Raw genomic sequence first — 25,463 nt, forward strand, 5'->3', positions numbered from 1 at the left:
GTATCCCGTCACCACAGGACTGACGATGTCGGCAACAAAACCCAGGCTGCGCTCCGCCCAATGGTTCGGCACGAACGACAAGAACGGCTTCATGTATCGGAGCTGGATGAAGAACCAGGGCATCCCCGATCACGAGTTCGATGGCCGGCCGATCATCGGCATCTGCAATACGTGGTCCGAACTGACGCCGTGCAACGCGCACTTCCGCAAGCTCGCCGAGCACGTGAAGCGCGGGATCTTCGAGGCGGGCGGTTTCCCGGTCGAGTTCCCGGTGTTCTCGAACGGCGAATCGAACCTGCGGCCGTCGGCGATGCTCACGCGCAACCTCGCGTCGATGGACGTCGAGGAAGCGATCCGCGGCAACCCGATCGACGCGGTCGTGCTGCTCGCCGGCTGTGACAAGACCACGCCCGCGCTGTTGATGGGCGCGGCAAGCTGCGACGTGCCGGCGATCGTCGTGTCGGGCGGCCCGATGCTGAACGGCAAGCTCGAAGGCAAGAACATCGGCTCGGGCACGGCCGTGTGGCAGCTGCACGAAGCGCTGAAGGCCGGCGAGATCGACCTGCATCACTTCCTGTCGGCGGAAGCCGGGATGTCGCGCTCGGCCGGCACCTGCAACACGATGGGCACCGCGTCGACGATGGCCTGCATGGCCGAGGCGCTCGGCGTCACGCTGCCGCACAACGCGGCGATTCCGGCCGTCGATTCGCGCCGCTACGTGCTCGCGCACATGTCCGGCATCCGCATCGTCGAGATGGCGCTCGAAGGGCTCGTGCTGTCGAAGATCCTGACGCGCGCCGCGTTCGAGAACGCGATCCGCGCGAACGCGGCGATCGGTGGTTCGACGAATGCGGTGATCCACCTGAAGGCGATCGCGGGCCGCATCGGCGTGCCGCTCGAACTGGAAGACTGGATGCGCATCGGCCGCGACACGCCGACGATCGTCGACCTGATGCCGTCGGGCCGCTTCCTGATGGAAGAGTTCTATTACGCGGGCGGGCTGCCGGCGGTGCTGCGCCGGCTCGGCGAAGCCGGGCTGCTGCCGAACCCGGATGCGCTGACGGTGAACGGCAAGTCGCTGTGGGACAACGTGCGCGAAGCGCCGAACTACGACGACGAGGTGATCCGCCCGCTCGACCGGCCGCTGATCGCGGACGGCGGCATCCGCATCCTGCGCGGCAATCTCGCGCCGCGCGGCGCGGTGCTGAAGCCGTCGGCGGCGAGCCCCGAGCTGTTGAGGCATCGCGGCCGCGCGGTGGTGTTCGAGAACTTCGACCACTACAAGGCGACGATCAACGACGAGGCGCTCGACGTCGACGCAAGCTCGGTGCTCGTGCTGAAGAACTGCGGGCCGCGCGGTTATCCGGGGATGGCCGAGGTCGGCAACATGGGGCTGCCGCCGAAGCTGCTGCGCCAGGGCGTGAAGGACATGGTGCGGATTTCCGACGCGCGGATGAGCGGCACCGCATACGGCACGGTCGTGCTGCACGTCGCGCCGGAGGCCGCCGCCGGCGGGCCGCTCGCGGCCGTGCGCAACGGCGACTGGATCGAGCTCGACTGCGAGGCCGGCACGCTGCATCTCGACATCACGGATGACGAACTGCAGCGCCGCCTGTCGGACGTCGATCCAAACGCGGCGCCGGGCGTGGCCGGCCAGCTCGGCAAGGGCGGCTACGCGCGGCTGTATGTCGATCACGTGCTGCAGGCCGACGAGGGGTGCGACCTCGACTTCCTGGTCGGCACGCGCGGCGCGGACGTGCCGAGCCACTCGCATTGAGCGGCGTGCGCGAAACGCGGCACAGGTGAAGCAGGACAGACCGGCGACGACGCCGGCACAGCCCACCCATGGAGACACGATGACGACGACGCAGCACCCGTCCGCGACACCGGCCGCGGCTCAATCCGGCCCGTCGGCCGCCGTCGACGAACGGCGGTTGATGCGCACGCTCACGCGCAGGCTGGTGCCGTTTCTCGCGCTGATCTACGTGGTGGCCTACGTCGACCGCACGGTCGTCGGCTTCGCGAAGCTGCACATGAATGCGGCCGTCGGCCTGGGCGACGCGGCGTACGGGTTCGGCGCGGGGCTGTTCTTCATCGGCTATTTCCTGTGCGAGGTGCCGAGCAATCTCGCGCTCGGCCGCTTCGGCGCGCGCGTGTGGTTCGCGCGGATTCTCGCGACGTGGGGCGTGATCACGATGGCGATGGCGCTCGTGCAGGGGCCGGCCAGCTTCTACGTGCTGCGCTTCCTGCTCGGCGCGGCCGAAGCCGGCCTGTATCCGGGCATCCTGTATTTCCTCACGCAGTGGTTTCCGATGCGCGGCCGCGCGCGCGTGATCGGGCTGCTGGTGCTCGCGCAGCCGATCGCCGGCATCGTGACGGGGCCGCTCGCGGGCTGGCTGCTGTCGACGCACGGGCTGTTCGGGCTGTCGAACTGGCAGGCGCTGTTCGTCGCCAGCGGCCTGCCGGCCGTGCTGCTCGTGTGGCCGACGCTGCGGCTGCTGCCCGAATCGCCGGATCGCGCGCGCTGGCTGAACGATGACGAGCGGCGCTGGATCGCGCGCCAGCTCGCCGCCGATCGCGACACGTACCGCCCCGACGCGCACCGCAACCCGCTCGCCACGCTGGCCGACCGGCGCGTGCTGCTGCTCGCGGCGCTGTTCCTGCCGTTCCCGCTGTGCATCTACGGGCTGTCGCTGTGGCTGCCGACGATCATTCACGCGTTCGGCGCGGGCGACACGGCCACCGGCCTGCTGTCCGCCGTGCCGTACCTGTTCGCGGTGGTCGGGCTGCTGGTCGTGCCGCGTCATTCGGATCGCACGCGCGAACGCTACTGGCACATCGTCGTCGTGTCGGCCGCCGCGGCGCTGACGATGGCCGCCAGCGCATGGGCGCGTCAGCCCGCGCTGCAGTTCCTGTTCATCTGCCTCACCGCGTTCTCGCTTTACTCGATCCAGGCCGTCGTCTGGGCGCTGCCCGGCGAGTTCCTGACCGGGACGAGCGCGGCGGTCGGCATCGCCGCGATCAATTCGCTCGCGAATCTCGGCGGCTATGTCGGGCCGTACGGCATCGGCCTGATCAAGCAGGCGACCGGCAGCCTCGCGGCCGGCCTGTATTTCCTCGCGGCGACGCTTTTGTTCGCGGTGCTGATCACGTTCGTGGTCCGCGCGACGCTGCGCGCGCCGCAGCCGGCCGCGGGCGCGCTCGCCCGCGAATCCTGAACGCATTGTTTTCCGGCTGAATGCCGCATCGACCGACGCAGGACCGAACCATGACCTCGAGCAGCACGCCGCGCTATCGCGGCATCTTCCCCGTCGTCCCGACGACGTTTACCGACACCGGCGAGCTCGACCTCGCGAGCCAGAAGCGCGCGGTCGATTTCATGATCGACGCGGGCTCGGACGGGCTGTGCCTCCTCGCGAACTTCTCCGAGCAGTTCGCGATCACCGACGACGAACGCGACATGCTCACGCGCACGATTCTCGAACACGTGGCGGGCCGCGTGCCGGTGATCGTCACGACGTCGCACTACAGCACGCAGGTGTGCGCGGCGCGCAGCCTGCGCGCGCAGCAGCTCGGCGCGGCGATGGTGATGGCGATGCCGCCGTATCACGGCGCGACGTTCCGCGTGCCCGAAGCGCAGATCTTCGAGTTCTACGCGCGCGTGTCCGACGCGATCGCCATCCCGATCATGATCCAGGACGCCCCCGCGAGCGGCACCGCGCTCGCCGCGCCGTTCCTCGCGCGGATGGCGCGCGAGATCGAGCAGGTCGCGTACTTCAAGATCGAGACGCCCGGCGCCGCGAACAAGCTGCGCGAGCTGATCCGGCTCGGCGGCGACGCGATCGAGGGGCCGTGGGACGGCGAGGAGGCGATCACGCTGCTCGCCGACCTCCATGCGGGCGCGACCGGCGCGATGACGGGCGGCGCGTATCCGGACGGCATCCGGCCGATCCTCGAAGCATGGCGCGACGGGCGCCACGACGATGCGTACGCGCGCTACCAGGCATGGCTGCCGCTGATCAATCACGAGAACCGCCAGTCCGGGATCCTCACCGCGAAGGCGCTGATGCGCGCAGGCGGCGTGATCGCGTGCGAGCGGCCGCGGCATCCGATGCCGGAACTGCATCCGGACACGCGCGCGGAGCTGCTCGCGATCGCGCGCCGGCTCGATCCGCTCGTGCTGCGCTGGGCGCACTGAGCGATACGCGAAGGAGACATGCACGATGAATGATCAGGTTTCGCTGGGCGTCGTCGGGATCGGCAAGATCGCGCGCGACCAGCATCTTCCGGCGATCGCCGCCGAACCGGGCTTCGCGTTGACGGCCTGCGCGAGCCGCCATGCGGAAGTCACCGGCGTGCGCAACTATCGCGACCTCCGCGCGTTGCTGGCCGCCGAGCGCGAGCTCGACGCCGTGTCGCTGTGCGCGCCGCCGCAGGTGCGCTACGCGCAGGCGCGTGCCGCACTCGAAGCCGGCAAGCACGTGATGCTCGAGAAGCCGCCCGGCGCGACGCTCGGCGAAGTGGCCGCGCTGGAGGCGCTCGCGCACGAACGCGGCCTCACGCTGTTCGCGACCTGGCATTCGCGCTGCGCGAGCGCGGTGGAGCCCGCCCGCGCGTGGCTCGCGACGCGCACGATCCGCGCGGTGCAGGTGCGCTGGAAAGAGGACGTGCGGCGCTGGCATCCGGGGCAGCAGTGGATCTGGGAGCCGGGCGGCCTCGGCGTGTTCGATCCGGGCATCAACGCGCTGTCGATCGTTACGCGGATCCTGCCGCGCGAGCTCGTGCTGCGCGAGGCGACGCTCATCGTGCCGAGCGACGTGCAGACGCCGATCGCGGCCGAACTCGATTGCGCGGATACCGACGGCGTGCCGGTGCGCGCGGAATTCGACTGGCGGCACGGCCCGGTCGAGCAATGGGAGATCGCGGTCGATACGGCCGACGGCGTGCTCGCGATCAGCCGCGGCGGCGCGCAATTGTCGATCGCGGGCGAGCCGGTCGAGCTCGGGCCGGAACGCGAGTATCCGGCGCTGTACGCGCACTTCCGCGCGCTGATCGCGCGCGGTGCAAGCGATGTCGACGTGCGGCCGCTGCGGCTCGTCGCCGATGCGTTTCTGTTCGGGCGGCGCGTCCAGACCGACGCGTTCGGCCGATGAACGTGCCGGCGCGCTTCGCCGCGGCCGCGCACGACGAATGATGAAGACCCCAGTCGATACAAGGAGACACGACATGAATCGCACGATTCGCCGCCATACCCTGCGCGCGCTGCTGGCCGCGCTTTGCATCGCGCCGCTCGGCATGCAGGGCGCCGCGCGCGCCGACGCGCCGCTGAAGATCGGCTTCCTGGTGAAGATGCCCGAGCAGGCCTGGTTCATCAACGAGCAGAACGCGGCGTCCGCGCTCGGCCAGAAGGAGAATTTCTCGGTCGTGAAGATCGGCACGCCCGACGGCGAGAAGGTGCTGGCCGCGATCGACAACCTCGGCTCGCAAGGCGCACAGGGCTTCGTGATCTGCGCGCCCGACGTGCGCCTCGGCCCGGCGATCGCCGCACGCGCGAAGCGCTACAACATGAAGTTCGTGACCGTCGACGACCAGCTCGTCGATTCGACCGGCAAGCCGCTGCCGAACGTGCCGCACCTCGGGATGTCGGCGACCAAGATCGGCAACCAGGTCGGCCAGGCCATTGCCGACGAGATGAAGCGGCGCGGCTGGAAGCCCGAGGAAGTCGGCGCGCTGCGGATCACGAACTACGAGCTGCCGACCGCGAAGCTGCGCACCGACGGCGCGACGCAGGCGCTGCTCGCGAACGGCTTCCGCAAGGAGAACATCTTCGATGCGCCGCAGAAGACGACCGACGACGAAGGCGGCTTCAGCGCGGCAGCACCCGTGCTCGCGCGCCATCCGAACGTGAAGAAGTGGGTGGTCTACGCGCTGAACGAGGAAACCGTGCTCGGCGCGGTGCGCGCGACGGAGCAGCTGCACATCCCGGCGGCGGACGTGATCGGCGTCGGCATCAACGGCGCGGGCGAGGCGTTCGCCGAATTCCAGAAGAAGGAGCCGACCGGCTTCTACGGGACGATCGCCGTCAGCTCGACGAACCACGGCAAGGACAGCACGCAGAACCTCATCGACTGGATCCGCAACGGCAAGACGCCGCCGCCCGACACGCAGACGAGCGGCAAGCTGATGACGCGCGCGAACTGGCAGGCGGTGCGCGCCGAGCTTGGCATCTGAGCGGGCGCCGAGCGAGGAAACGATGACGATGCAGACGATGACGGCCGTCACGCACGCAAACGCCGACGCCGGTGCCCACGCCCCGCCACCGGGCGGCGCCCCGCTGCTCGCGCTCGACGGCATCACGGTGACGTTCCCGGGCGTGCGCGCGCTCGACGCCGTGTCGCTGTCGGTGCGTGCAGGCGAAGTGCACGGGCTGATGGGCGAGAACGGCGCGGGGAAATCGACGCTGCTGAAGGTGCTGTCCGGCGTAAACCAGCCGCAGGCCGGCACGCTGACGCTGAACGGCACGGTGCAGCGTTTCGCGTCGACGCGTGCGGCGCTCGAGGCCGGCATCGCGATCATCTACCAGGAGCTGCATCTGGTGCCGGAGCTGACGGTCGCGGAGAATCTGATGCTCGGGCAACTGCCGAGCCGGCTCGGCGTGGTCGACGAACGCACGCTCGCCGCGCGCGCACTCGATGCGCTGGAGCGGCTCGGCGAGCACATCGATCCGGGCACCCCGGTGAAGTATCTGTCGATCGGCCAGCGCCAGATGATCGAGATCGGCAAGGCGTTGATGCGCGACGCGCGCGTGATCGCGTTCGACGAGCCGACGAGCTCGCTGTCGGCGCGCGAGACCACGCAGCTGTTTCGGATCATCCGCGCGCTGCGCGCCGAAGGCCGCGCGATCATCTACGTCACGCACCGGATGGAGGAAGTCTACGAACTGTGCGACCGCGTGACCGTGTTTCGCGACGGCCGCCGCATCGACACGTTCGATTCGGTCGCCGATCTCGACCGCGACCGCTTGATCGGCTGCATGGTCGGCCGCTCGATCGAGGACGTGTACGGCTACCGGCCGCGCGCGGCCGGCGATGTGCTGATCGAGGCGAAGGGGCTGGCGGGGCCCGGGTTGTCCGAGCCCGTGTCGTTCACCGCGCGGCGCGGCGAGATCGTCGGCTTCTTCGGGCTCGTCGGCGCGGGCCGCTCGGAGCTGATGAAGCTGCTGTACGGCGCCGCGCGTCCGAGCGCGGGGCATGTCGAGCTGAACGGGAAGCGGGTGGCGTTCGGGAGCCCGCGCGACGCGGTACGCGCCGGCCTCGCGCTGTGTCCGGAAGACCGCAAGCAGGAGGGCATCGTCGCGATCGCGTCGGTGGCCGACAACCTGAATATCAGCGCGCGCCGGCATTTCAGCCCGGCGCGGATGCTGCTCGACACGCGGCGCGAACGCGAGCTCGCGCAACGCTACATCGAGCGGCTCGCGATCAAGACCCGCGACGGCGACACGCCGATCGGCGCGCTGTCGGGCGGCAACCAGCAGAAGGTCGTGCTCGCGCGCTGGCTGGCCGAACGCATCGACGTGTTCCTGATGGACGAGCCGACGCGCGGCATCGACGTCGGCGCGCGTGCGGAAATCTACAACCTGTTCTACGAACTCGCGGAAGCGGGCCGCACGGTGATCCTCGTGTCAAGCGACCTCGCCGAGGTGATCGGCGTGTCGGACCGGATCATCGTGATGAAGGAAGGACGGATCGCGGGCGAGGTGGCGAAGGCGCAGGCGACGCCCGACGCGCTGATCAAGCTCGCGCTGCCGCGCTAGCGCCCCGCAACGATCAACCGGAATGCAAATGACATGAGCCAGGCAATGCAACCCCAACGTACCTCTGCGTCCCCCGATGCCGCCGCCGCGCCCATGAGGGCGCGCGGCGGCGTGTGGCAACTGATCAACCGCTCCGGCATCGTGATGGTGTTCCTCGTGCTGTTCGCGACGCTGTCGCTGACGGTGCCGGACTTCCTCACGCCGCGCAACATCCAGGGCCTGCTGCTGTCGGTCACGCTGATCGGCTCGATCGCGGTGACGATGATGTTCGTGCTCGCGCTCGGCGAGGTCGACCTGTCGGTCGCGTCGATTGTCGCGTTCTCGGGCGTCGTCGCGTCGACGCTGATCACCGCGACGCACAGCGTGCTGTTCGGCGCCGCGGCCGGCGTGCTCGCGGGCGGCGCGGTCGGGCTCGTGAACGGCGTGCTGATCGCGCGCTACCGGATCAATTCGCTGATCGTCACGCTCGCGATGATGGAAGTCGTGCGCGGGCTCGCGTTCATCACGTCGAACGGCGACGCGGTGATGATCTCCGAGGAACGCTTCTTCGACCTCGGCGCCGGCTCGTTCCTCGGCATCTCGTATCCGATCTGGAGCAACATCGTCGGCTTCGTCGTGTTCGGTTTCCTGCTGCGCAAGACGGTGTTCGGCAAGAACGTGCTCGCCGTCGGCGGCAACGGCGAGGCCGCGCTGCTCGCGGGGCTGCCGGTGATGCGCATCAAGATCACCGTGTTCGTGCTGCAGGGGCTCGTGACGGGTTTCGCCGGCGTGATGCTCGCGTCGCGGATGAGCCTCGGCGATCCGAAGACGTCGGTCGGGCTCGAACTCGGCGTGATCTCCGCGTGCGTGCTCGGCGGCGTGTCGCTGACGGGCGGCGTCGCGACGATTTCCGGCGTGCTGGTCGGCGTGCTGATCATGGGCGCGGTGCAGGACGCGATGAGCCTGCTGAACGTGCCGACGTTTTACCAATATCTGATACGCGGCGGAATTCTGTTGCTCGCGGTGCTGTTCGACCAGTATCGTCGCAACCAGCGGCGCGCGATGAAGATCTGACGACAGCGCGGCCGCCTGCGGACACGACAGATATCGGGAGACGGCATGCAACAGATTCATCCGACCGGGCAGGCAATGCTGCTGGCCGACAGCCGCAACACGCTCGGCGAAGGCGCGACGTGGTGCGATGCGACGCACGCGCTGTACTGGACGGACATCGAAGGCGCGCAGTTGTGGCGATGCCGCGCGGACGGTTCCGGCCTGACGCCGTGGCCGATGCCCGAGCGGCTCGCGTGTTTCGCGCTGACCGACGATCCGGACGTGCTGCTCGTCGGGCTCGCGACGCACCTCGCGTTCTTCGACCTGCGCAGCGGCGCGTTTACGCGGATCGTCGACGTCGAACCCGATCTGCCGACGCGGCTGAACGACGGGCGCTGCGACCCGTTCGGCGCGTTCGTGTTCGGGATGAAGGACGAAGGCGGCGAGCCGCCGCGCGCGGTCGGCGGGTTCTACCGGCTCAATCCGGATCTCACGCTCGAACGGCTCGCGCTGCCGCCGGCGGCGATCGCGAACAGCATCGCGTTCTCGCCGGACGGTTCGAGGATGTATTTCTGCGATTCGCTCGTGCGCGAGATTTTCGTCTGCGACTACCGCGCGGGCGGCGACGTCGCGAACGTGCGGCCGTTCGCGCGCCTGACCGACCCGGACGGCGACCCCGACGGCTCGACGATCGATCGCGACGGCGGCCTGTGGAACGCGCAGTGGGGCGGGCGGCGGGTCGTGCGCTACGGGCCGGACGGCATCGAGACGGCGCGCGTCGACGTGCCGACCGCGCAGCCGAGTTGCGCGGCGCTCGATGGCGAAGGCCGCCTGTACGTGACGAGCGCGCGCGTCGGGTTGAGCGACGACGCGCTGGCAAGCGATGCGCATGCGGGCGGCGTGTTCGTCGCGCAGACGCGGCACGCGGGGCTGCCGACCGCGCGGTTCACGCCGAAGCGCGCCACCTGAGCGCCACGGCGCGGCCAGCGACCGGCGGGCGCGGCATCGTCGCACGACCGCGCCAGCCGCGCCTGCCGCCGCGCCACGATCGGCGCATTCGCCACTCGGCGCGTCACTCGTGCGGCGCGTCGAGCCCCAACCCCAGCAACGCCACCGCGTTGTCCTTCAGGATCAGCGGATGCACGTCGGGCCGGAACCCGGCGCCGTGGAAATCCTCCAGCCAGCGATCCGGCCGGATCAGCGGAAAATCCGACGCGAACAGCACCTTGTGCTTGAGCAGCGTGTTTGCATACTTGACCAGCTCCGGCGAGAAATACTTCGGCGACCATCCCGACAGATCGATGTAGACGTTCGGCTTGTGCAGCGCGATCGACAGCGCCTGCTCCTGCCACGGCCACGACGGGTGCGCGATCACGATCTTCATGTCCGGAAAGTCGGCGGCGATGTCGTCGAGATGGATCGGTTCGGAGTACTTCAGACGCAGCCCGCCGCCGCCGCGCATGCCCGACCCCATCCCCGAATGGCCGCTGTGAAACACGGCCGGCAGCCCGTATTCGGCGATCACCTCGTAGATCGGATACGCGAGCCGGTCGTTCGGAAAGCACCCCTGCATCGTCGGGTGGAACTTGAAACCCTTCACGCCGTGTTCTTCGATCAGGCGGCGCGCCTCGCGCGCGCCGAAGCGGCCCTTGTGCGGGTCGATGCTCGCGAACGCGATCATCACGTCGGCGTTCTCCTGCGCGAACTGTGCAATTTCCTCGTTCGGAATGCGGCGCCGGCCGATGTTCGTCTCGCAGTCGACGGTGAACATCACGAAGCCGATGCGGCGCTCGCGGTAGTACGCGATTGTCTCCGGAATCGTCGGCCGGCGGCCCTGCTTCAGCACCGTGCCGAAGTACTTGTCGGCCGCGTCGTCGAATGCCTTCGCGAACAGGTCGGGCGGCTGGCAGCACGACACTTCGGCATGCACGTGCGTGTCGATGGCGATCAGGTTGCGGACGTCCAAGCGTGTCTCCTCATGTCGTGAAGGGCAGGCGCCGCGCGGCGCGAAACCGTGCGTTCGTGCCCGTTTAGGGGTTTGTCCCGAGCCGCTTCCATTCTACTTTACATATCAGGTTACCTGATAGTAAATTGGCGTCGAGTCGCACGGGGCGGCACGGTTATTGGAGAACGAAGATGAGTTACGAAGGTCGCTGGAAAACGGTGAAAGTTACGGTCGAAGGCGGGATCGCGTGGGTGTCGCTGAATCGCCCGGACAAGCGCAACGCGATGAGCCCGACGCTGAACACGGAGATGATCGACGTGCTGGAAGCGGTCGAACTCGACGCCGAGGCGCAGGTGCTCGTGCTGACCGGCGAGGGCGATGCCTGGACGGCCGGGATGGACCTGAAGGAGTATTTCCGCGAAGTGGACGCGGGCCCGGAAATCCTGCAGGAAAAGATCCGCCGCGACGCGAGCCGCTGGCAGTGGCAGCTGCTGCGCATGTATGCGAAGCCGACGATCGCGATGGTCAACGGCTGGTGTTTCGGCGGCGGTTTCTCGCCGCTCGTCGCGTGCGATCTCGCGATCGCGGCCGACGAAGCCGTGTTCGGGCTGTCGGAGATCAACTGGGGCATCCCGCCGGGCAACCTCGTCAGCAAGGCGATGGCGGATACCGTCGGGCATCGCGAGGCGCTGTACTACATCATGACCGGCGATACCTTCACCGGGCAGCAGGCCGCGAAGATGGGGCTCGTCAACAAGAGCGTGCCGCGTGCGCAACTGCGCGATGAAGTGCTGGCGCTCGCCGCGAAGCTGCTCGACAAGAATCCGGTCGTGATCCGCAACGCGAAGCACGGCTTCAAGCGCTGCCGCGAACTGACGTGGGAGCAGAACGAGGACTACCTGTACGCGAAGCTCGACCAGGCGAACTATCGCGATCCGGAAGGCGGCCGCGAGCAGGGCCTCAAGCAGTTCCTTGACGACAAGAGCATCAAGCCGGGCCTGCAGGCATACAAGCGCTGACGCGCGACGCGGCACGCAACCGGACTGAGCGGAGACAGCGAAATGCACGAAGTGAGTTTGTTGATCGACGGCGTGTCGCGCGGCGCGTCGGATGGCGGTACGTTCGACCGGATCGATCCGGCGACGGGACAGGTGGCGTCGCGCGCCGCCGCGGCGACGCTCGCCGATGCGGATGCCGCGGTCGCGGCGGCCGCGCGCGCGTTTCCCGCATGGGCGGCGCTCGCGCCGACCGAGCGCCGCCGGCGGCTGCTCGCGGCGGCCGACCGGATGGATGCGCGCGCCGGCGAATTCATCGAGATCGGCCGTGCCGAAACCGGCGCGATGGCGAACTGGTACGGCTTCAACGTGATGCTCGCGGCCAACATGCTGCGCGAGGCCGCCGCGATGACGACGCAGATCGACGGCGCGGTGATCCCGTCCGACGTGCCGGGCAGCCTCGCGATGGCGGTGCGCCAGCCGTGCGGCGTCGTGCTCGGCATCGCGCCGTGGAACGCACCGGTGATTCTTGCAACCCGCGCGCTCGCGATGCCGCTCGCGTGCGGCAACACGGTCGTGCTGAAGGCGTCCGAGGGCTGCCCGGGCGTGCACCGGCTGATCGGCAGCGTGCTGCATGACGCGGGGCTCGGCGACGGTGTCGTCAACGTGATCACGCATGCGCCGCAGGACGCCCCCGCGATCGTCGAACGGTTGATTGCGAACCCGGCGGTGCGGCGCGTCAACTTTACCGGGTCGACGCGCGTCGGCCGGATCGTCGCGACGCTCGCCGCGCAGCACCTGAAGCCGGCGCTGCTCGAACTCGGCGGCAAGGCGCCGGTGCTCGTGCTCGACGACGCGGATCTCGATGCGGCGGTCGACGCGGTCGCGTTCGGCGCGTTCTTCAACCAGGGCCAGATCTGCATGTCGACCGAGCGCGTGATCGTCGACCGGACAGTCGCCGATGCATTCGTCGAACGGCTCGTGGCGAAGGCGCGTACGCTGAAGGCGGGCAACCCGGCCGCACCGGGTGTCGTGCTCGGTACGCTGGAAAGCGCGGCGGCCGCGCAGCGCATCGCGGCGCTGGTCGCCGACGCGCGCGCGCACGGCGCGGCGTTGCCGCTCGGCTGCGAAGTCGACGGCGCGGTGATGCAGCCGACGATCGTCGACGGCGTCACGCGCGACATGAAGCTCTACGCGGACGAATCGTTCGGGCCGGTCGTGACCGTGCAGCGCGTCGACGGCGACGAAGCGGCGCTTGCGGCCGCGAACGACAGCGAATACGGGCTGTCGGCCGCGGTGTTCAGCCGCGACATCGCACGCGCGATGCAGGTCGCGAAACGGATCGAGTCGGGCATCTGCCACATCAACGGCCCGACCGTGCACGACGAGGCGCAGATGCCGTTCGGCGGCGTGAAGGCGAGCGGCTACGGCCGGTTCGGCAGCAAGGCGTCGATTGCCGAATTCACCGACCTGCGCTGGATCACCGTGCAGACCGCGCCGCGCCACTACCCGATCTGAGCGGGCAGCCGCGCCGCGGCACCGACAACGACATAACGAAGTTCCCGCCGCGCGCCGCCAGCGCGCCGGCGGAACCGACTGGAGACAGACCTTGGATGCGGATCCGACCCAACTGCACGGCGCTGCCGCCGTGCAGCCCGCCCCCGCCGGCTACCGCCCCGTCGCGATCGGTGCGGCACCGCCCGACATCGCGCAACGCGACGGCTGCTGGACCCTGCGCGCATCGACCGCGCTCGGCGCGTATCCGCGCCGGCTGACCGACCGGCTCGTCAGCGGTGCGCAAGCGCACCCGGACCGCTGGCTCGTCGCGCGGCGCGGCCCCGACGGCGCGTGGATCGGCATCAGCTATGCGCAGATGCTCGAACGCGCGCGCGCGATCGGCCAGGCGCTGCTCGATCGCGGGCTGTCGGCCGAGCGGCCGGTCGCGATCCTGTCCGGCAACGATCTCGAACACCTGCAGGTTGCGTTCGGCGCGATGTGGGCCGGCATTCCGTATGCGCCGCTGTCGCCCGCGTATTCGCTCGTGTCGAGCGACTACGGCAAGCTGCGCCACGCGCTGGCGCTGCTGACGCCGGGGCTCGTGTTCGCCACCGATGGCGAGGCGTTCCGCGCCGCGCTCGATGCGACGGTGCCGCCCGACGTCGAGCGCGTGGTCGTGTCGGCGCCGGACGGGATGCGCGGCGTCACGCGCTTCGCGTCGCTGCTCGACACCGTGCCGGGCAGCGTCGATGCCGCGCACGAGGCGATCACGGGCGATACGATCGCCAAGTTCCTGTTCACGTCCGGGTCGACGCGGCTGCCGAAGGCGGTGCCGACCACGCACCGGATGCTGTGCAGCAACCAGCAGATGCTGCTCGAGACGTTTCCGCAATTCGGCATCGAGCCGCCGGTACTGGTCGACTGGCTGCCGTGGAACCACACGTTCGGCGGCAGCCACAACGTCGGGATTGCGCTGTACAACGGCGGCACGCTGTACATCGACGACGGCAAGCCGGTCGCCGGCAAGTTCGACGAGACGCTGCGCAACCTGCGCGAGATCGCGCCGACGGTGTATTTCAACGTGCCGAAAGGCTGGGAGGAGCTGACCGTCGCGCTCGAAACGGACGCGGCGCTGCGCGCGACCTTCTTCTCGCGGGTGAAGATGTATTTCTTCGCGGGCGCGGGGCTGTCGCAGGCCGCGTGGGACCGGCTCGAGCGCGTGACGCTCGCGCACTGCGGCGAGCGCATCCGGATCATGGCGGGCCTCGGGATGACCGAGGCCGCGCCGTCGTGCATGTTCACCACCGGGCCGATGTCGGGCGCCGGCTACATCGGCCTGCCCGCGCCCGGCTGCGACGCGAAGCTGGTGCCGGTCGACGGCAAGCTCGAGGCGCGCTTTCGCGGCCCGAACGTGATGGCCGGCTACTGGCGCGCGAGCGGCGACGACGCGCGCGAGGTGTTCGACGACGAAGGCTACTACCGCAGCGGCGACGCGGTGCGCTTCGTCGACCCGCAGCGTCCGGAGATCGGGCTGATGTTCGACGGCCGGATCGCCGAGGATTTCAAGCTGTCGACGGGGACCTTCGTGAGCGTCGGGCCGATGCGCGCGCGGATCGTGTCGAACGGCGCGCCGTACGTGCAGGACGCGGTCGTGACCGGGATGAACCGCGACGACGTCGGCGCGATGATCTTCCCGCGCGTCGACGATTGCCGCCGCCTCGCGGGCGCGGGGCCGGACGCCGACGTGCGCGCCGTGCTGCGGGCGCCGGCCGTGCGCGCGTTCTTTGCGGACCTGTTGCAGCGGTTGAACCGCGATGCGACCGGCAGCGCGACATTCATCACGCGGCTGTGCCTGCTCGACACGCCGCCGTCGCTCGATCTCGGCGAAATCACCGACAAGGGGTCGATCAACCAGCGCGCGGTGCTGACGCAGCGCGCGGCGGTGGTCGAAGCGATGTATGCGCACGATGCGGCCGACTCGGGCGTGATCGTCGCCGGCGCGGGGCGCGGCGCGTAAGGCGCGCACGATGAGTACCGGATATCGCGCGCCGCTGCGCGACATGCTGTTCGTGATCGACGAATGGCTCGACGCACCGGCGCTGTGGCGCCGTGTGCCCGAATGGACGGACCTCGATGCGTCGATCGCGCAACAGGTGCTCGACGAGGCCACGCGCTTCGTGACCGGGCGCGTCGCGCCGCTCGACGCGAGCGGCGATCTCGACGGCTGCCGGTTCGACAGTGGCGACGCGCCGTGCGACGATCCGTTCCGCACGGACAAGCGCACGGTCGGCGCTTCCTTCTTCGACTATCCGCTGGCGTCGTTCGCGCATCGGCTCGCGCTCGTCGAGGCCGGGTGCCGGGCGTCGTTGCCGGTTGCCGGGGCTCAAAGCCGGCAACCGGCGTGAACGGGCGGCGTGCGGCGCGTCCATCGCGCCGCACGCACTTTCACAGATCCAGCACCAGCAGCGGCGTGGCCGCACGCGAACAGCACGGCAGCATCTGATCGTTGGCCGCGCGCTCGTCGTCGGTCAGGTAGACGTCGCGATGATCGGGCGTGCCGGACAGCACGCGCGTGAGACAGGTGCCGCACACGCCTTGCTCGCACGACACCGGCACCTCGATTCCGCAGCCGCGCAGCGCTTCGACGATCGTCGTGCCGGCAGGCACGTCGACGACGCGGCCCGATTGCGCGAGCGATACCTGGAACGCGCGGTCGCCTCCGTCTTCGCCCGGGGCGGCTGCGGCGTCCACGCCGACTGCACCTGTCCCGGCCGTGCCTACGCCGGCCGCACCTAAGCCGGCCGCGCCGAAATACTCCCGATGCACGTTCGACGAATCCCAGCCGGCCTGCGCGGCCGCCGCGAGCACGGCGCCGATGAACCCGCCGGGGCCGCACACGTACAGGTGCGTCCCCGCATCGGGCTTCGCGAGCACCTGCGCGAAATCGATGCGCCGGCCGTCCGGCGCGTCGTCGAACCAGAGCCGCGTGCGGGCCTTGAGCCCGGGCGCGTCGAGCCGGTCGAGGAACGCTGCGCGCGCCGGCTCGCGCGCGCAGTAATGCAGTTCGAACGACTGGCCGGTCTCGATCAGGTGCGCGGCCATGCTGAGCAGCGGCGTGATCCCGATGCCGCCCGCGAGCAGCACGGTGTGCGCGGCACGCGGGTCGAGCGGGAAGTGGTTGCGCGGCGCGCTGATGTCGAGCGTCGTGCCGGGCTCGCATGCGTGCATCGCGAGCGAGCCGCCGCGCGATGCGGGCTCGCGCAGCACGCCGAGCCGGTAGACGCCCGTCTCCGACGGGCTGTTGCACAGCGAATACTGGCGGACGAAGCCGCCGACGTGGACGTCGATATGCGCGCCGGCCGTAAATGGCGGCAGCGCCGTGCCGTCTGCGGGCGCGAGTTCGAACGCGCAGATGTCGGTCGCGACGGGAAGCTTGCGGATGAGCGTGACTTTCATGGGGAAGGGCGAAGTAGGCGTGCCGCGCCGCCATGCGGCGGCGGTGCGGCATGCGGTCAGCACGGCAGCGCGGCGGCGCGCTCCTGGTCGATCAGCCGGTCGAGCACGCGTCGCGACTGCACGCCGCCGGCGTCGATGTTCAGCTTCAGCAGCGGCCGGTCCGGCCAGCGCAGCAGGTTGCGCTGCTGCGCTTCGAGCATGTCGAGATCCTCGGCGAAGATCGCGCCCTGTCCGTTGCGGATCGTGTCCGTCAACGCGCGGTCGTCCACCGCGAAGCTGCGCGCCATCCCCCAGAAGTACCAGATCGACGTCTCGGTTTCCGGCGTGATGAAATCGACGACGATGCTCGACACCTTGTCGCGCGGGTCCGCGTGATAGCCGCCCTTGCCCGCATGCGCGACGCCCACTTCGATCATCACGTGGCTCGGCGGCGTGAAATGGCAGATCTGCCAGCGATCGCAGCGCACGTCGTCGGCGAGCCCGTTGCCGCGCAGCGCGGCGGCCCAGAACGGCGGCGGCACGATGCCTTCCATGAAGCGGCTGGTCGTGACCGTGTCGCCGTTCACCTTGGTCGCGGGCGGCGCTTCCTCGATCTCCGGCTGCCCGATGCTCGATGCATGCACGTAGGTCTCGTGCGTGAGGTCCATCAGGTTGTCGATCATCAGCCGGTAATCGCAGTCGATGTGATAGAGACCGCCGCCATACGCCCAGCCCGGATCGTCGGCCCAGTGGAGCGGGTGGATCGTCGCCGGATCGGCCTGGGCCGGGTCGCCCGGCCACACCCACACGAAGCCGTGCCGCTCGACGGCCGGATAGCGGCGGATCGCCGGAATGCCGCCGACGCGCTGGCACGGCATGCTCGTGCACTTGCCGTCCGCGCCCATCGTCAGCCCGTGATAGCCGCATACGAGCCGGCCGTCGCGCACGGTGCCGAGCGACAGCGGCGCGCCGCGGTGCGGGCAGAAATCCTCGAGCGCGGCGACCGCGCCGTCCGCGTCGCGAAAGAACACCATGCGTTCGCCGCAAATCTGCCGCCCCAGCGGCTTGCCGGCGAATTCGTCCGGCGTGCAGGCTACATACCACGCGTTTTTCAGGAACATGCGTCTCCTCCATGGCGTGTCCTCACGCCGTGTCGATCGTCGGATGAGCGGCGCGTCGTGCGCCGCGCGAAGGTGCCGCGCGCCGGTCAGCCGGCGTCGCGGCGAATCAGGTTGCCGCCCTTGAGCTTCGTCATCGCGCGCTGGCTGTCGAGCACGCGCCGCAGGTTGTCGTGCGCGATCTGCGCGTGTTCGCGCATCAGCGCTTCGGCGCGCGCGCCCTGGCGGCGTTCGATCGCGTCGAGCACCGCGCGATGCTGGGCTTGCGCGACGATCAGCGTTTCGCGCGCACGCGGATCGAGCGACTGCACGACGACGAACGCACTCGCGGACGCGAACGGCAACGTCGCGACCTTGTCGATCTGCCGCGCGACGACGTCGCTGCCGGCCGCGGCCGCGAGCAGCCCGTGAAAGCGGGCATTCGCGTCGACATAGCGCGAGAACGTGTCGTCGGTCAGCGGGCCGGCGAGCAGCACGTCGATCTCGTCGGCGCACGCGTGCAGGCCGTGCAGCATCGACGGCGGCACGCCGCGTTCGGCCGCGAACCGCGCGGCGAGCCCTTCGAGCGTGCCGCGCAGTTCGATCGCGTCGCCGATCTCGCGCGCCGAAAACGCGCGCACCGCAAACCCGCCGGTCGAAATCGGCTCGACCAGCCCTTCCTCCTGGAGCCGGATCAGCGCCGCACGAACCGGCGTGCGCGATACGCCGAGCCGCTCGACGACCCACAGTTCGGAAATGCGTGCGCCGGGCGCGAGTTCTCCGCCGACGATGAGTTCGCGCAGGCCGAGCAGCGTGCGGACCGTTTGCGACGGGGAAGCGGCGCGGGTGTCGGAAGTCGGAGCGTCGAGGTCGGTCATGGCGGATATCGGGGGGCGGTGCCGCATTGCCGGGGCAGGCGTGCGTGGTTATCAGGTTACTTGATAAAATTGTATACATTGCTGCCGTGCGTTCAAGCGGAATCGTGCAGATCAGCGGGTAAACCACGAGCGAAACCGGTTGGTCGGACTCATGTTGTATACAGTGCGCCGGCCGCCACGAAGCGGGCGATGCGAGCCTGTCCGCCATGCGGGCCGCGTGAGGTAAGATGGCCCGCGATATTCCTCCCGACACCTTCATGAGTTCGACTCCCGTCAAACCGGCCGGCGCGAAACGCGCTGCCCGTACCACCGAGGCCAGGCCGCCCATGCGTGCCCAGCAGCGGCTGACCTACCTGATCGGCAATCTCGATCGGCTGCTGCGCCGCCAGATGAGCGATGCGCTCGCCCCGCTCGGCGTGACGCTCGCGCAATACACGGCGCTGTCGGTGCTCGAGGCGCGCGGCGCGCTGTCCAATGCGCAGCTCGCGGTGCGCTCGTTCATCACGCCGCAATCCGCCAACGAGGTGATGGTCGCGATGGCGGCGCGAGGTTTCGTCACGCGCGAGGCCGATCCGAACCATGGCCGCGTGATCCTGCTGCGCCTGACCGACGAAGGTTCGGCGATCCTGCGCGAATGCGAACGGGTGCTGCGGCCGCTCGAGCGCCGGATGCTCGGCGACGACCTCACCGCCGCCGACGCCGCGCAGGTCCAGCGCACGCTCGAACTGTTCGTGCGCAACCTGCGCGACTGAACCGCACGTTCGCTTCCTTCGTCGTTCCGCACGGCCTTGCCCGGCGCGGCTTCCGCGCGCGTTGCGGGTTAACACCGGCGCACCGCACACTTGAAATATCAGGTTACCTGTTATTAAATCGTCCCGTCCTTCGATGGGATGACGGTCCGCATGACCGGCTGGTCGAGCGGATTTTATTTCGGACAATGAATCAGGCTACCTGATAATTGCTGATGCATGGTCCGATCACGACAAAGACGCCGCGCATGCGTCCCGGCATGACGCGCAGTACAAGGTTTGGAGACGACATGGACACTTCCGTTGCCGAGAGGCCGGCCGTCGCGACGACGCTCGGTTTGTGTTTCGCGATCGCGCTGCTCGAGGGGCTCGACCTGCAGTCGGTCGGCGTTGCCGCGCCGCGCATGGCTCACGAGTTCGGCCTCACGGTTTCGCAGATGGGGCTCGCGTTCAGCGCCGGCACGTTCGGCCTGCTGCCGGGCGCGATGCTCGGCGGCTGGCTCGCCGACCGGATCGGCCGCAAGCACGTGCTGATCGCGTCGGTCTGCCTGTTCGGGCTGCTGTCGATCGCGACCGCGCAGGTGTCGAGCTTCGCGATGCTGGTCGCCGTGCGCGCGCTGACCGGCCTCGGCCTCGGCGGTGCGATGCCGAACCTCATTGCGCTGTCGTCCGAAGCGGTCGACTCGCGCTCGCGCAGCAGCGCGGTGGCCGTGATGTACTGCGGGATTCCGTTCGGCGGCGTGATCGCGTCGTTGATCGGCGTGCTGCTGGCCGGCGACACCGAGTGGCGGCACATCTTCTACGTCGGCGGCATCGGGCCGCTGCTGCTTGCCCCGCTGCTGCTCGCGCTGCTGCCGGAATCGCGCGCGTTCCTCGACGTCAGCGCATCGGGCGGCGCGCGTCCGGGCGTCGCGCACACGCTGTTCGGCGGCTCGCGCACCGGCACGACGCTGGCGCTCTGGCTCAGCTATTTCTGCACGCTGATCGTGCTGTATTTCCTGCTGAACTGGCTGCCGTCGCTGATGGCCGCGAAGGGGCTCGCACGCAGCCAGGCGGGCATCGTGCAGATCTTCTTCAACATCGGCAGCGGCCTCGGCGTGCTCGGCATCGGCATGTCGATGGACCGGATGCGGCCGTCGCGGGTCGTCGGCGGCATGTACGCGGGGATCGTGCTGTCGCTCGCCGCGCTCGCCATCGCGCCGGGCCTCGTATGGCTGTCCGCCGCCGCGTTCGCGGCCGGGATGTTCGTCGTCGGCGGCCAGTCGGTGCTGTATGCGCTCGCCGCGATCTACTACCCGACCGCGATGCGCGGCACCGGCGTCGGCTCGGCGGTCGCGGTGGGCCGGCTCGGCTCCGTGGTCGGCCCGCTCGCGGCCGCCGAGCTGCTCGCGATGGGCCGCAGCGCGTCGGTCGTGATCGGCGCGAGCATCCCCGTCACGCTGGTCGCCGCCGTCGCGGCGCTGGTGCTGATCCGCAGGCCGCAGGCACACGACTGAGTTTCTTTACTTTCACCCACGAGCGCCGGCAGAGCGCGATATCGACACAGGTCTGGAGACACTAACAATGAAGCACACCAAAGCCTTGCTGGCGGCCGGCGCATGCGCGCTGGCCTCGACCGGCGCGCACGCGCAATCGAGCGTGACGCTGTACGGGATCATCGACACGGGCGTCGAGTTCGTGTCGCACGCGAACGCGGCCGGCGACCACGTGGTGCGGATGCCGGCCGTGACCGGCGAACTGCCGTCGCGCTGGGGGCTGCGCGGCGCGGAGGATCTCGGCGGCGGCTACCAGGCGGTCTTCACGCTCGAGAGCGGCTTCAACGTGCGCGGCGGCGACCTCGGGCAGGGCGGCCGGCTGTTCGGGCGGCAGGCGTTCGTCGGGCTGAAGGGCGGCTTCGGCACGCTCGCGTTCGGCCGCCAGTACACGATGACCTACCTCGCGCTGCAGGGCGCGGACATCATCGGCCCCGACATCTACGGGCTCGGCTCGTTCGACGCATACGTGCCGAACGGGCGCGCCGACAACGCGGCGACCTACATCGGCACGTACCGCGGCGTGACGCTCGGCGCCGCGTATTCGTTCGGCCGCGACGGCGCGGGCACCGGCAACTCGCCGGGGCAGGGCACGTGCGCGGGGCAGGTGCCGGGCGATGCGCTCCAGTGCCGCAACTGGTCGGTGATGCTCAAGTACGACAGCGCGTATTTCGGCGCGGCGGCGTCGTACGAGGAGCAGCGCGGCGGCACCGGCGCGGCCGCGAATTTCTTCGACGGCGTCGCGCCGGTCGCCTTCACGAGCAGCGGCGGCAAGGACGCGCGCACGCACGTGAGCGCCTACGCGCAGGCGGCGGGCGCGAAGATCGGCGCGGGTTGGATCGGCCGGAGCGTGTCGACCGGTTCGCCGGCCGCGCCCGGCGCGCATTCGGACCTGTTCTTCGTCGGTGCGTCGTACGCGGTGAAGCCCGATTTCGTCGTCGACGGCGAAGGCTACCGGATCGTCAACAGCGCGCACGACACGCGCGCGACGATGGCGACGCTGCGCGCGACCTATCTGCTGACCAAGCGCACGGCCGTCTACGCGCAATCGTCGTACCTGTGGAACAGCGCGCATGCGCGCTACGCGGTCAGCGGCGGCGGCCCGGGCACGACGCCCGGCGAAGGGATGGGGCAGCTCGGCGCGATGGTCGGCGTCCGGCACATGTTCTGATCCGGCAGTCTGACGAACGGGAGCTATCTTGAACAGACAATCTGCATTCCTCTGCATTGCGCCGCTCACCGCCGCGATGCTCGCCGGTTGCGGCGGCGACGATTCGGTGAATTCCGTGCCGACGCACCTGAGCGCCGCGACACCGGCCGCGATGGCGCAGACCTGCGACGCGCTCGCCGCGAAGCTGGCGTATGCGAACACGTCGTTCACGTCGGTTGCGACCGCAGCCGCCGGCGCGCTCACGGTGGCCGGCAAGCCGATTGCCGAGCACTGCGTGATCGAAGGGAAGATGAACGAGCGCGTGAGCGCGGTGGACGGCAACACCTATGCGATCGGCTTCGAAATGCGCTTGCCGAAGGCGTGGAACGGCCGCTTCTTCTACCAGGCGAACGGCGGGCTCGACGGCAATGTCGTGACGGCAACGGGCGAGATCGGCGGCGGCGGGCCGCTGACCGATGCGCTGAACCAGGGCTTCGCGGTGATCAGCTCGGATTCCGGGCACAGCGGCGCGCAGAACCCGCTGTTCGGCCTCGATCCGCAGGCACGCATCGACTACGGCTACGGCGCGGTCGACGCGCTGACGCCGATGGCGAAGCAGGTGATCCGTCTCGCGTACGGCAAGGCGCCCGACCGCAGCTATTTCGGCGGCTGCTCGAACGGCGGCCGTCACGCGATGGTCACGGCGGTGCGCAACCCGGCCGACTACGACGGCATCATCGCGGGCGATCCGGGCTTTCACCTGCCGAAGGCGGCGATCGGCGAGATGTATGGCGCGCAGCAGTTCGCGAAGATCGCCTCGGCGACCGGATCGAACGGGCTGCCGGATATCCGCAGCGGCTTCACCGATGCGGAGCGGCAGTTCGTCGGCGCGAAGATCCTCGAGAAATGCGATGCGCTCGACGGCGCGGCCGACGGGATGGTGCAGGACGTCGCCGCGTGCCAGGCGCATTTCAGCGTCGATGCGGATATCCCGACCTGTGCGAACGGCACACGCACGGGCGCGTGCCTGACGCCCGCGCAGAAGACCGCGCTCGAGAACGTGTTCACGGGCGCACGCAACAGCGCGGGCACGGCGCTCTACGCGGGCTTTCCGTACGATCCGGGCATCGCCGGCAGCGGCTGGGCCGCGTGGAAGCAGTCGAATTCGATCGCGCTCGATCCGGTCGCGATGGCGTTCACGTTCATGTCGCCGCCGAAAACCGCGGCGGTGCTCGCGAACGTGCCCGGCTTCGCACTCGGTTTCGACATGGACAACGACGCGCCGGCCATTTTCGCGACGAGCGGCGTGTACACGCAATCCGCGTGGTCGTTCATGACGCCGCCCGACGAGACCAACCTGTCCGCGCTGAAGGCGCGCGGTGCGAAGCTGCTGGTCTATCACGGCACGGGCGACCCGGTGTTCTCGTTCGACGACACGCGCGACTGGTATGCGCGGGTCGCGCAGGCGAACGGCGGCGATGCGTCGGATTTCGCGCGCTTCTATCCGGTGCCGGGGATGAATCACTGCTCGGGCGGGCCGGCGGCCGACCAGTTCGACCTGCTGACGCCGCTCGTCGCGTGGGTCGAGCAGGGGCAAGCGCCCGGTGCGGTGGTGGCCACTGCGCGCGATGCGACGAACGTAGTGCCGAATGCGGACGTGCCCGCATCGTGGGGGGCGGGGCGTACGCGGCCGCTGTGCCCGTATCCGCAGGTGGCGCGCTACAACGGCTCCGGCGACGTGAATTCGGCGGCGAGCTTCAGTTGCCGCTGACGTAGCCGTCGATGGGAGGCGGCCGGCGTGCGCGGTTGCGCGCCGGCCGCTTCGTTGCCGCACTCATTCGCCGGGTTCGACCGGCACCTCGAGCCCGACTTTCACGCGGCTCATGCTCGATGGCGTAGTCCGGTCTGAAGCCAGAATACGTCCAATTGCGTCGAACACGAAGAATCCAACTCAATTCTGCTGATGATTCTGCTCGAGTGCCAGCATCGAGTCGCTATCTAGCCCAAAGAGGCGTTCGTCAATCTAGCGTCAGCGCTTCCTATCATTGACCGATAGTGATCGGTCCCCCGAGGAAATCGCACGCCGAGTCGTGTGTGAGTGGTTTGACCTCATTCCTCACAGTACCGCGTTCGGCAACGTACTCAATTGACCCATCTATGCCGGGAAGAGATATCCGCCGGGCTAACTCTCACGATTGAACTACGCGCGCGGTTCTGCTCTTAACGTCTCAGAGCAGGAGGCAATAGCGGCGTACAACCGTCCGGCGGCGCTTGACAGGGTTTCTATATTCAGGGATTTGCACAAATCGTGCAGCGAATATCGATCAATTGCGCATCCCGACGTTTCTCCAACGTATGTTGTTCGTGTTGCACGATAGATAGGTTACTGCGCCGGCTTTCCTCCGAACGAACTCATAGCCCTGACACACCGGCCAGTCAAGCCATATATTTACTGTTCTTGAATAATTCAACCAATAATTCCATTTTTAATTAAATTTGGAAATTATTAATGAGGATTTCGAACTTGTCTTATGGACTTGTGTTTTTCGAGGCGGCACTCTCGCAAGAATGCATTGTGACGTTGTGGTAATTGTGGCTTCGTATCTATTCGGATGATTATTTAGATTGGAGAACCTATGAGTGCCGTCGTGGATTGCAATTATAACGTTGTCGATTTTTTGTATCCGGAAGCATTGGCTCGATACGAGCATGAGGGTGTGATTGGGAAATTCAGAGATGAGTGGGATGTCGAGGAAGTGGAGGCGATCGATATCTTCTCTGAAACAAAGAAATTTCTTTTTGTATCGGAGTATGCGCAAAAGCAATGCGTTGAGTTTGAGGTTGATGAGCCGATTCTGATGATAGATAAGATGTGGCATCACTTTATTCTTTTCACAAAGGACTATGAGAAATTTTGCCATCATTTTTTTGGTAAGACGCTTCATCACATACCATTCTGTTCGGCGCATTTGGCCCAGAAAATAAAGAAGCTAGTTCAGAGTGGCACAACTCTGAAGGATCATAATCGAGCTCGTCTGGAGCAGCAGCTCAATTTCATTGGCTCAACATTTGGAGATGAGACGCTCAGGAAGTGGTATGTGGAGTACGGGGAGAAATATTCGTTAAAGAAAATGAATGTATTGAAAAGATCGATCAATCATGGTGCGCCTGATAAATCAGGGGTGTCAATGAATTTGCAGTCGATCTTGGGAATGACAAGTGGTGAATTAATATCGGAAATCGTTAAAAAATCGGAAATTACGATGGGCTGTGGTAGACGAGGATGCGGTATGTATTGCACCTGCAACTCTTCACGTGATCTTTATGCATGATGTTGAGT

General features: G+C 68.1%; 21 protein-coding genes. 17 read left to right on the plus strand and 4 right to left on the minus strand.

The features are described from left to right. Nucleotides 1–25 precede the first annotated feature (25 nt). From LGN17_RS13285 to LGN17_RS13320, 8 genes are all read left to right on the plus strand, one after another. A complete protein-coding gene (locus LGN17_RS13285; protein WP_226197214.1) occupies nucleotides 26–1,777 on the plus strand; it encodes an IlvD/Edd family dehydratase in 1,752 nt (583 codons plus the stop codon). A 79-nt stretch (nucleotides 1,778–1,856) separates the two neighbouring features. Continuing rightward, on the plus strand, nucleotides 1,857–3,218 hold the full coding sequence (locus LGN17_RS13290) for an MFS transporter (RefSeq protein WP_226197215.1): 1,362 nt from the start codon (nucleotides 1,857–1,859) through the stop codon (nucleotides 3,216–3,218). 50 nt (nucleotides 3,219–3,268) lie between these two features. Further along, entirely contained in the window at nucleotides 3,269–4,198 is a 930-nt protein-coding gene (locus tag LGN17_RS13295; protein WP_226197216.1) for a dihydrodipicolinate synthase family protein, read from the plus strand. 25 nt (nucleotides 4,199–4,223) lie between these two features. Further along, entirely contained in the window at nucleotides 4,224–5,153 is a 930-nt protein-coding gene (locus tag LGN17_RS13300) for a Gfo/Idh/MocA family protein (protein ID WP_226197217.1), read from the plus strand. Between the two features lie 73 nt (nucleotides 5,154–5,226). Beyond that, nucleotides 5,227–6,231, plus strand: coding sequence for an arabinose ABC transporter substrate-binding protein (locus LGN17_RS13305; protein WP_226197218.1), 1,005 nt, complete (start codon nucleotides 5,227–5,229; stop codon nucleotides 6,229–6,231). A gap of 22 nt (nucleotides 6,232–6,253) precedes the next feature. Next, nucleotides 6,254–7,813, plus strand: a complete 1,560-nt coding sequence (araG, locus tag LGN17_RS13310; RefSeq protein WP_226197219.1) for an L-arabinose ABC transporter ATP-binding protein AraG — start codon at nucleotides 6,254–6,256, stop codon at nucleotides 7,811–7,813. 33 nt (nucleotides 7,814–7,846) lie between these two features. Beyond that, a complete protein-coding gene (gene araH, locus LGN17_RS13315) occupies nucleotides 7,847–8,866 on the plus strand; it encodes an L-arabinose ABC transporter permease AraH (RefSeq protein WP_226197220.1) in 1,020 nt (339 codons plus the stop codon). Between the two features lie 45 nt (nucleotides 8,867–8,911). Then, a complete protein-coding gene (locus tag LGN17_RS13320; protein WP_226197221.1) occupies nucleotides 8,912–9,814 on the plus strand; it encodes an SMP-30/gluconolactonase/LRE family protein in 903 nt (300 codons plus the stop codon). Between the two features lie 103 nt (nucleotides 9,815–9,917). Here the strand turns inward: LGN17_RS13320 and LGN17_RS13325 are convergent, their stop codons facing one another. Then, the gene (locus tag LGN17_RS13325) at nucleotides 9,918–10,811 is read right to left on the minus strand and encodes an amidohydrolase family protein (protein WP_226197222.1); all 894 of its coding nucleotides are present in this window, start codon (nucleotides 10,809–10,811) and stop codon (nucleotides 9,918–9,920) included. 170 nt (nucleotides 10,812–10,981) lie between these two features. Between LGN17_RS13325 and LGN17_RS13330 the strand changes: the two genes are divergently transcribed. The 4 genes from LGN17_RS13330 to LGN17_RS13345 all read left to right on the plus strand — a co-directional run bounded on the left by LGN17_RS13330 (nucleotide 10,982) and on the right by LGN17_RS13345 (nucleotide 15,687). After that, entirely contained in the window at nucleotides 10,982–11,809 is an 828-nt protein-coding gene (locus LGN17_RS13330; protein ID WP_226197223.1) for a p-hydroxycinnamoyl CoA hydratase/lyase, read from the plus strand. A 42-nt stretch (nucleotides 11,810–11,851) separates the two neighbouring features. Continuing rightward, nucleotides 11,852–13,303, plus strand: coding sequence for an aldehyde dehydrogenase (locus tag LGN17_RS13335; RefSeq protein ID WP_065503348.1), 1,452 nt, complete (start codon nucleotides 11,852–11,854; stop codon nucleotides 13,301–13,303). Between the two features lie 91 nt (nucleotides 13,304–13,394). Then, nucleotides 13,395–15,299, plus strand: coding sequence for a feruloyl-CoA synthase (locus tag LGN17_RS13340; RefSeq protein ID WP_226197224.1), 1,905 nt, complete (start codon nucleotides 13,395–13,397; stop codon nucleotides 15,297–15,299). A gap of 10 nt (nucleotides 15,300–15,309) precedes the next feature. Further along, nucleotides 15,310–15,687: an acyl-CoA dehydrogenase gene (locus tag LGN17_RS13345; RefSeq protein WP_226197225.1), complete on the plus strand. Its 378-nt coding sequence runs from the start codon at nucleotides 15,310–15,312 to the stop codon at nucleotides 15,685–15,687. 40 nt (nucleotides 15,688–15,727) lie between these two features. Here the strand turns inward: LGN17_RS13345 and LGN17_RS13350 are convergent, their stop codons facing one another. The 3 genes from LGN17_RS13350 to LGN17_RS13360 all read right to left on the minus strand — a co-directional run bounded on the left by LGN17_RS13350 (nucleotide 15,728) and on the right by LGN17_RS13360 (nucleotide 18,692). Beyond that, nucleotides 15,728–16,738, minus strand: coding sequence for a PDR/VanB family oxidoreductase (locus tag LGN17_RS13350; RefSeq protein ID WP_226197226.1), 1,011 nt, complete (start codon nucleotides 16,736–16,738; stop codon nucleotides 15,728–15,730). Between the two features lie 56 nt (nucleotides 16,739–16,794). Continuing rightward, entirely contained in the window at nucleotides 16,795–17,838 is a 1,044-nt protein-coding gene (locus LGN17_RS13355) for an aromatic ring-hydroxylating oxygenase subunit alpha (RefSeq protein WP_226197227.1), read from the minus strand. 86 nt (nucleotides 17,839–17,924) lie between these two features. Beyond that, the gene (locus LGN17_RS13360) at nucleotides 17,925–18,692 is read right to left on the minus strand and encodes a GntR family transcriptional regulator (protein ID WP_226197228.1); all 768 of its coding nucleotides are present in this window, start codon (nucleotides 18,690–18,692) and stop codon (nucleotides 17,925–17,927) included. Nucleotides 18,693–18,949: 257 nt separating this feature from the next. Here LGN17_RS13360 and LGN17_RS13365 point away from each other — a divergent pair, with 257 nt between their 5' ends. The 5 genes from LGN17_RS13365 to LGN17_RS13385 all read left to right on the plus strand — a co-directional run bounded on the left by LGN17_RS13365 (nucleotide 18,950) and on the right by LGN17_RS13385 (nucleotide 25,455). Further along, on the plus strand, nucleotides 18,950–19,444 hold the full coding sequence (locus LGN17_RS13365; RefSeq protein WP_226197229.1) for a MarR family winged helix-turn-helix transcriptional regulator: 495 nt from the start codon (nucleotides 18,950–18,952) through the stop codon (nucleotides 19,442–19,444). Between the two features lie 287 nt (nucleotides 19,445–19,731). Next, complete coding sequence (gene mhpT, locus LGN17_RS13370) at nucleotides 19,732–20,937, plus strand: 3-(3-hydroxy-phenyl)propionate transporter MhpT (RefSeq protein ID WP_226197230.1); 1,206 nt, start codon at nucleotides 19,732–19,734, stop codon at nucleotides 20,935–20,937. 67 nt (nucleotides 20,938–21,004) lie between these two features. Continuing rightward, the gene (locus LGN17_RS13375; RefSeq protein WP_226197231.1) at nucleotides 21,005–22,144 is read left to right on the plus strand and encodes a porin; all 1,140 of its coding nucleotides are present in this window, start codon (nucleotides 21,005–21,007) and stop codon (nucleotides 22,142–22,144) included. 28 nt (nucleotides 22,145–22,172) lie between these two features. Next, nucleotides 22,173–23,894, plus strand: coding sequence for a tannase/feruloyl esterase family alpha/beta hydrolase (locus tag LGN17_RS13380; protein WP_226197232.1), 1,722 nt, complete (start codon nucleotides 22,173–22,175; stop codon nucleotides 23,892–23,894). Nucleotides 23,895–24,759: 865 nt separating this feature from the next. Beyond that, nucleotides 24,760–25,455 carry a hypothetical protein gene (locus LGN17_RS13385; RefSeq protein ID WP_226197233.1) on the plus strand — a complete coding sequence of 232 codons (696 nt, stop codon included), beginning with the start codon at nucleotides 24,760–24,762 and terminating at the stop codon, nucleotides 25,453–25,455. Nucleotides 25,456–25,463: the final 8 nt, after the last annotated feature.

Source organism: Burkholderia sp. AU30280, assembly GCF_020420125.1.
GTDB lineage: Bacteria > Pseudomonadota > Gammaproteobacteria > Burkholderiales > Burkholderiaceae > Burkholderia.

Bases quoted from the DNA above. Each gene is read 5' to 3' on its own strand.
- LGN17_RS13285 (WP_226197214.1), top strand. From the start codon at position 26: ATGTCGGCAACAAAACCCAGGCTGCGCTCCGCCCAATGGTTCGGCACG.
- LGN17_RS13290 (WP_226197215.1), top strand. From the start codon at position 1,857: ATGACGACGACGCAGCACCCGTCCGCGACACCGGCCGCGGCTCAATCC.
- LGN17_RS13295 (WP_226197216.1), top strand. From the start codon at position 3,269: ATGACCTCGAGCAGCACGCCGCGCTATCGCGGCATCTTCCCCGTCGTC.
- LGN17_RS13300 (WP_226197217.1), top strand. From the start codon at position 4,224: ATGAATGATCAGGTTTCGCTGGGCGTCGTCGGGATCGGCAAGATCGCG.
- LGN17_RS13305 (WP_226197218.1), top strand. From the start codon at position 5,227: ATGAATCGCACGATTCGCCGCCATACCCTGCGCGCGCTGCTGGCCGCG.
- araG (WP_226197219.1), top strand. From the start codon at position 6,254: ATGACGATGCAGACGATGACGGCCGTCACGCACGCAAACGCCGACGCC.
- araH (WP_226197220.1), top strand. From the start codon at position 7,847: ATGAGCCAGGCAATGCAACCCCAACGTACCTCTGCGTCCCCCGATGCC.
- LGN17_RS13320 (WP_226197221.1), top strand. From the start codon at position 8,912: ATGCAACAGATTCATCCGACCGGGCAGGCAATGCTGCTGGCCGACAGC.
- LGN17_RS13330 (WP_226197223.1), top strand. From the start codon at position 10,982: ATGAGTTACGAAGGTCGCTGGAAAACGGTGAAAGTTACGGTCGAAGGC.
- LGN17_RS13335 (WP_065503348.1), top strand. From the start codon at position 11,852: ATGCACGAAGTGAGTTTGTTGATCGACGGCGTGTCGCGCGGCGCGTCG.
- LGN17_RS13345 (WP_226197225.1), top strand. From the start codon at position 15,310: ATGAGTACCGGATATCGCGCGCCGCTGCGCGACATGCTGTTCGTGATC.
- LGN17_RS13350 (WP_226197226.1), bottom strand. From the start codon at position 16,738: ATGAAAGTCACGCTCATCCGCAAGCTTCCCGTCGCGACCGACATCTGC.
- LGN17_RS13355 (WP_226197227.1), bottom strand. From the start codon at position 17,838: ATGTTCCTGAAAAACGCGTGGTATGTAGCCTGCACGCCGGACGAATTC.
- LGN17_RS13360 (WP_226197228.1), bottom strand. From the start codon at position 18,692: ATGACCGACCTCGACGCTCCGACTTCCGACACCCGCGCCGCTTCCCCG.
- LGN17_RS13365 (WP_226197229.1), top strand. From the start codon at position 18,950: ATGAGTTCGACTCCCGTCAAACCGGCCGGCGCGAAACGCGCTGCCCGT.
- mhpT (WP_226197230.1), top strand. From the start codon at position 19,732: ATGGACACTTCCGTTGCCGAGAGGCCGGCCGTCGCGACGACGCTCGGT.
- LGN17_RS13375 (WP_226197231.1), top strand. From the start codon at position 21,005: ATGAAGCACACCAAAGCCTTGCTGGCGGCCGGCGCATGCGCGCTGGCC.
- LGN17_RS13385 (WP_226197233.1), top strand. From the start codon at position 24,760: ATGAGTGCCGTCGTGGATTGCAATTATAACGTTGTCGATTTTTTGTAT.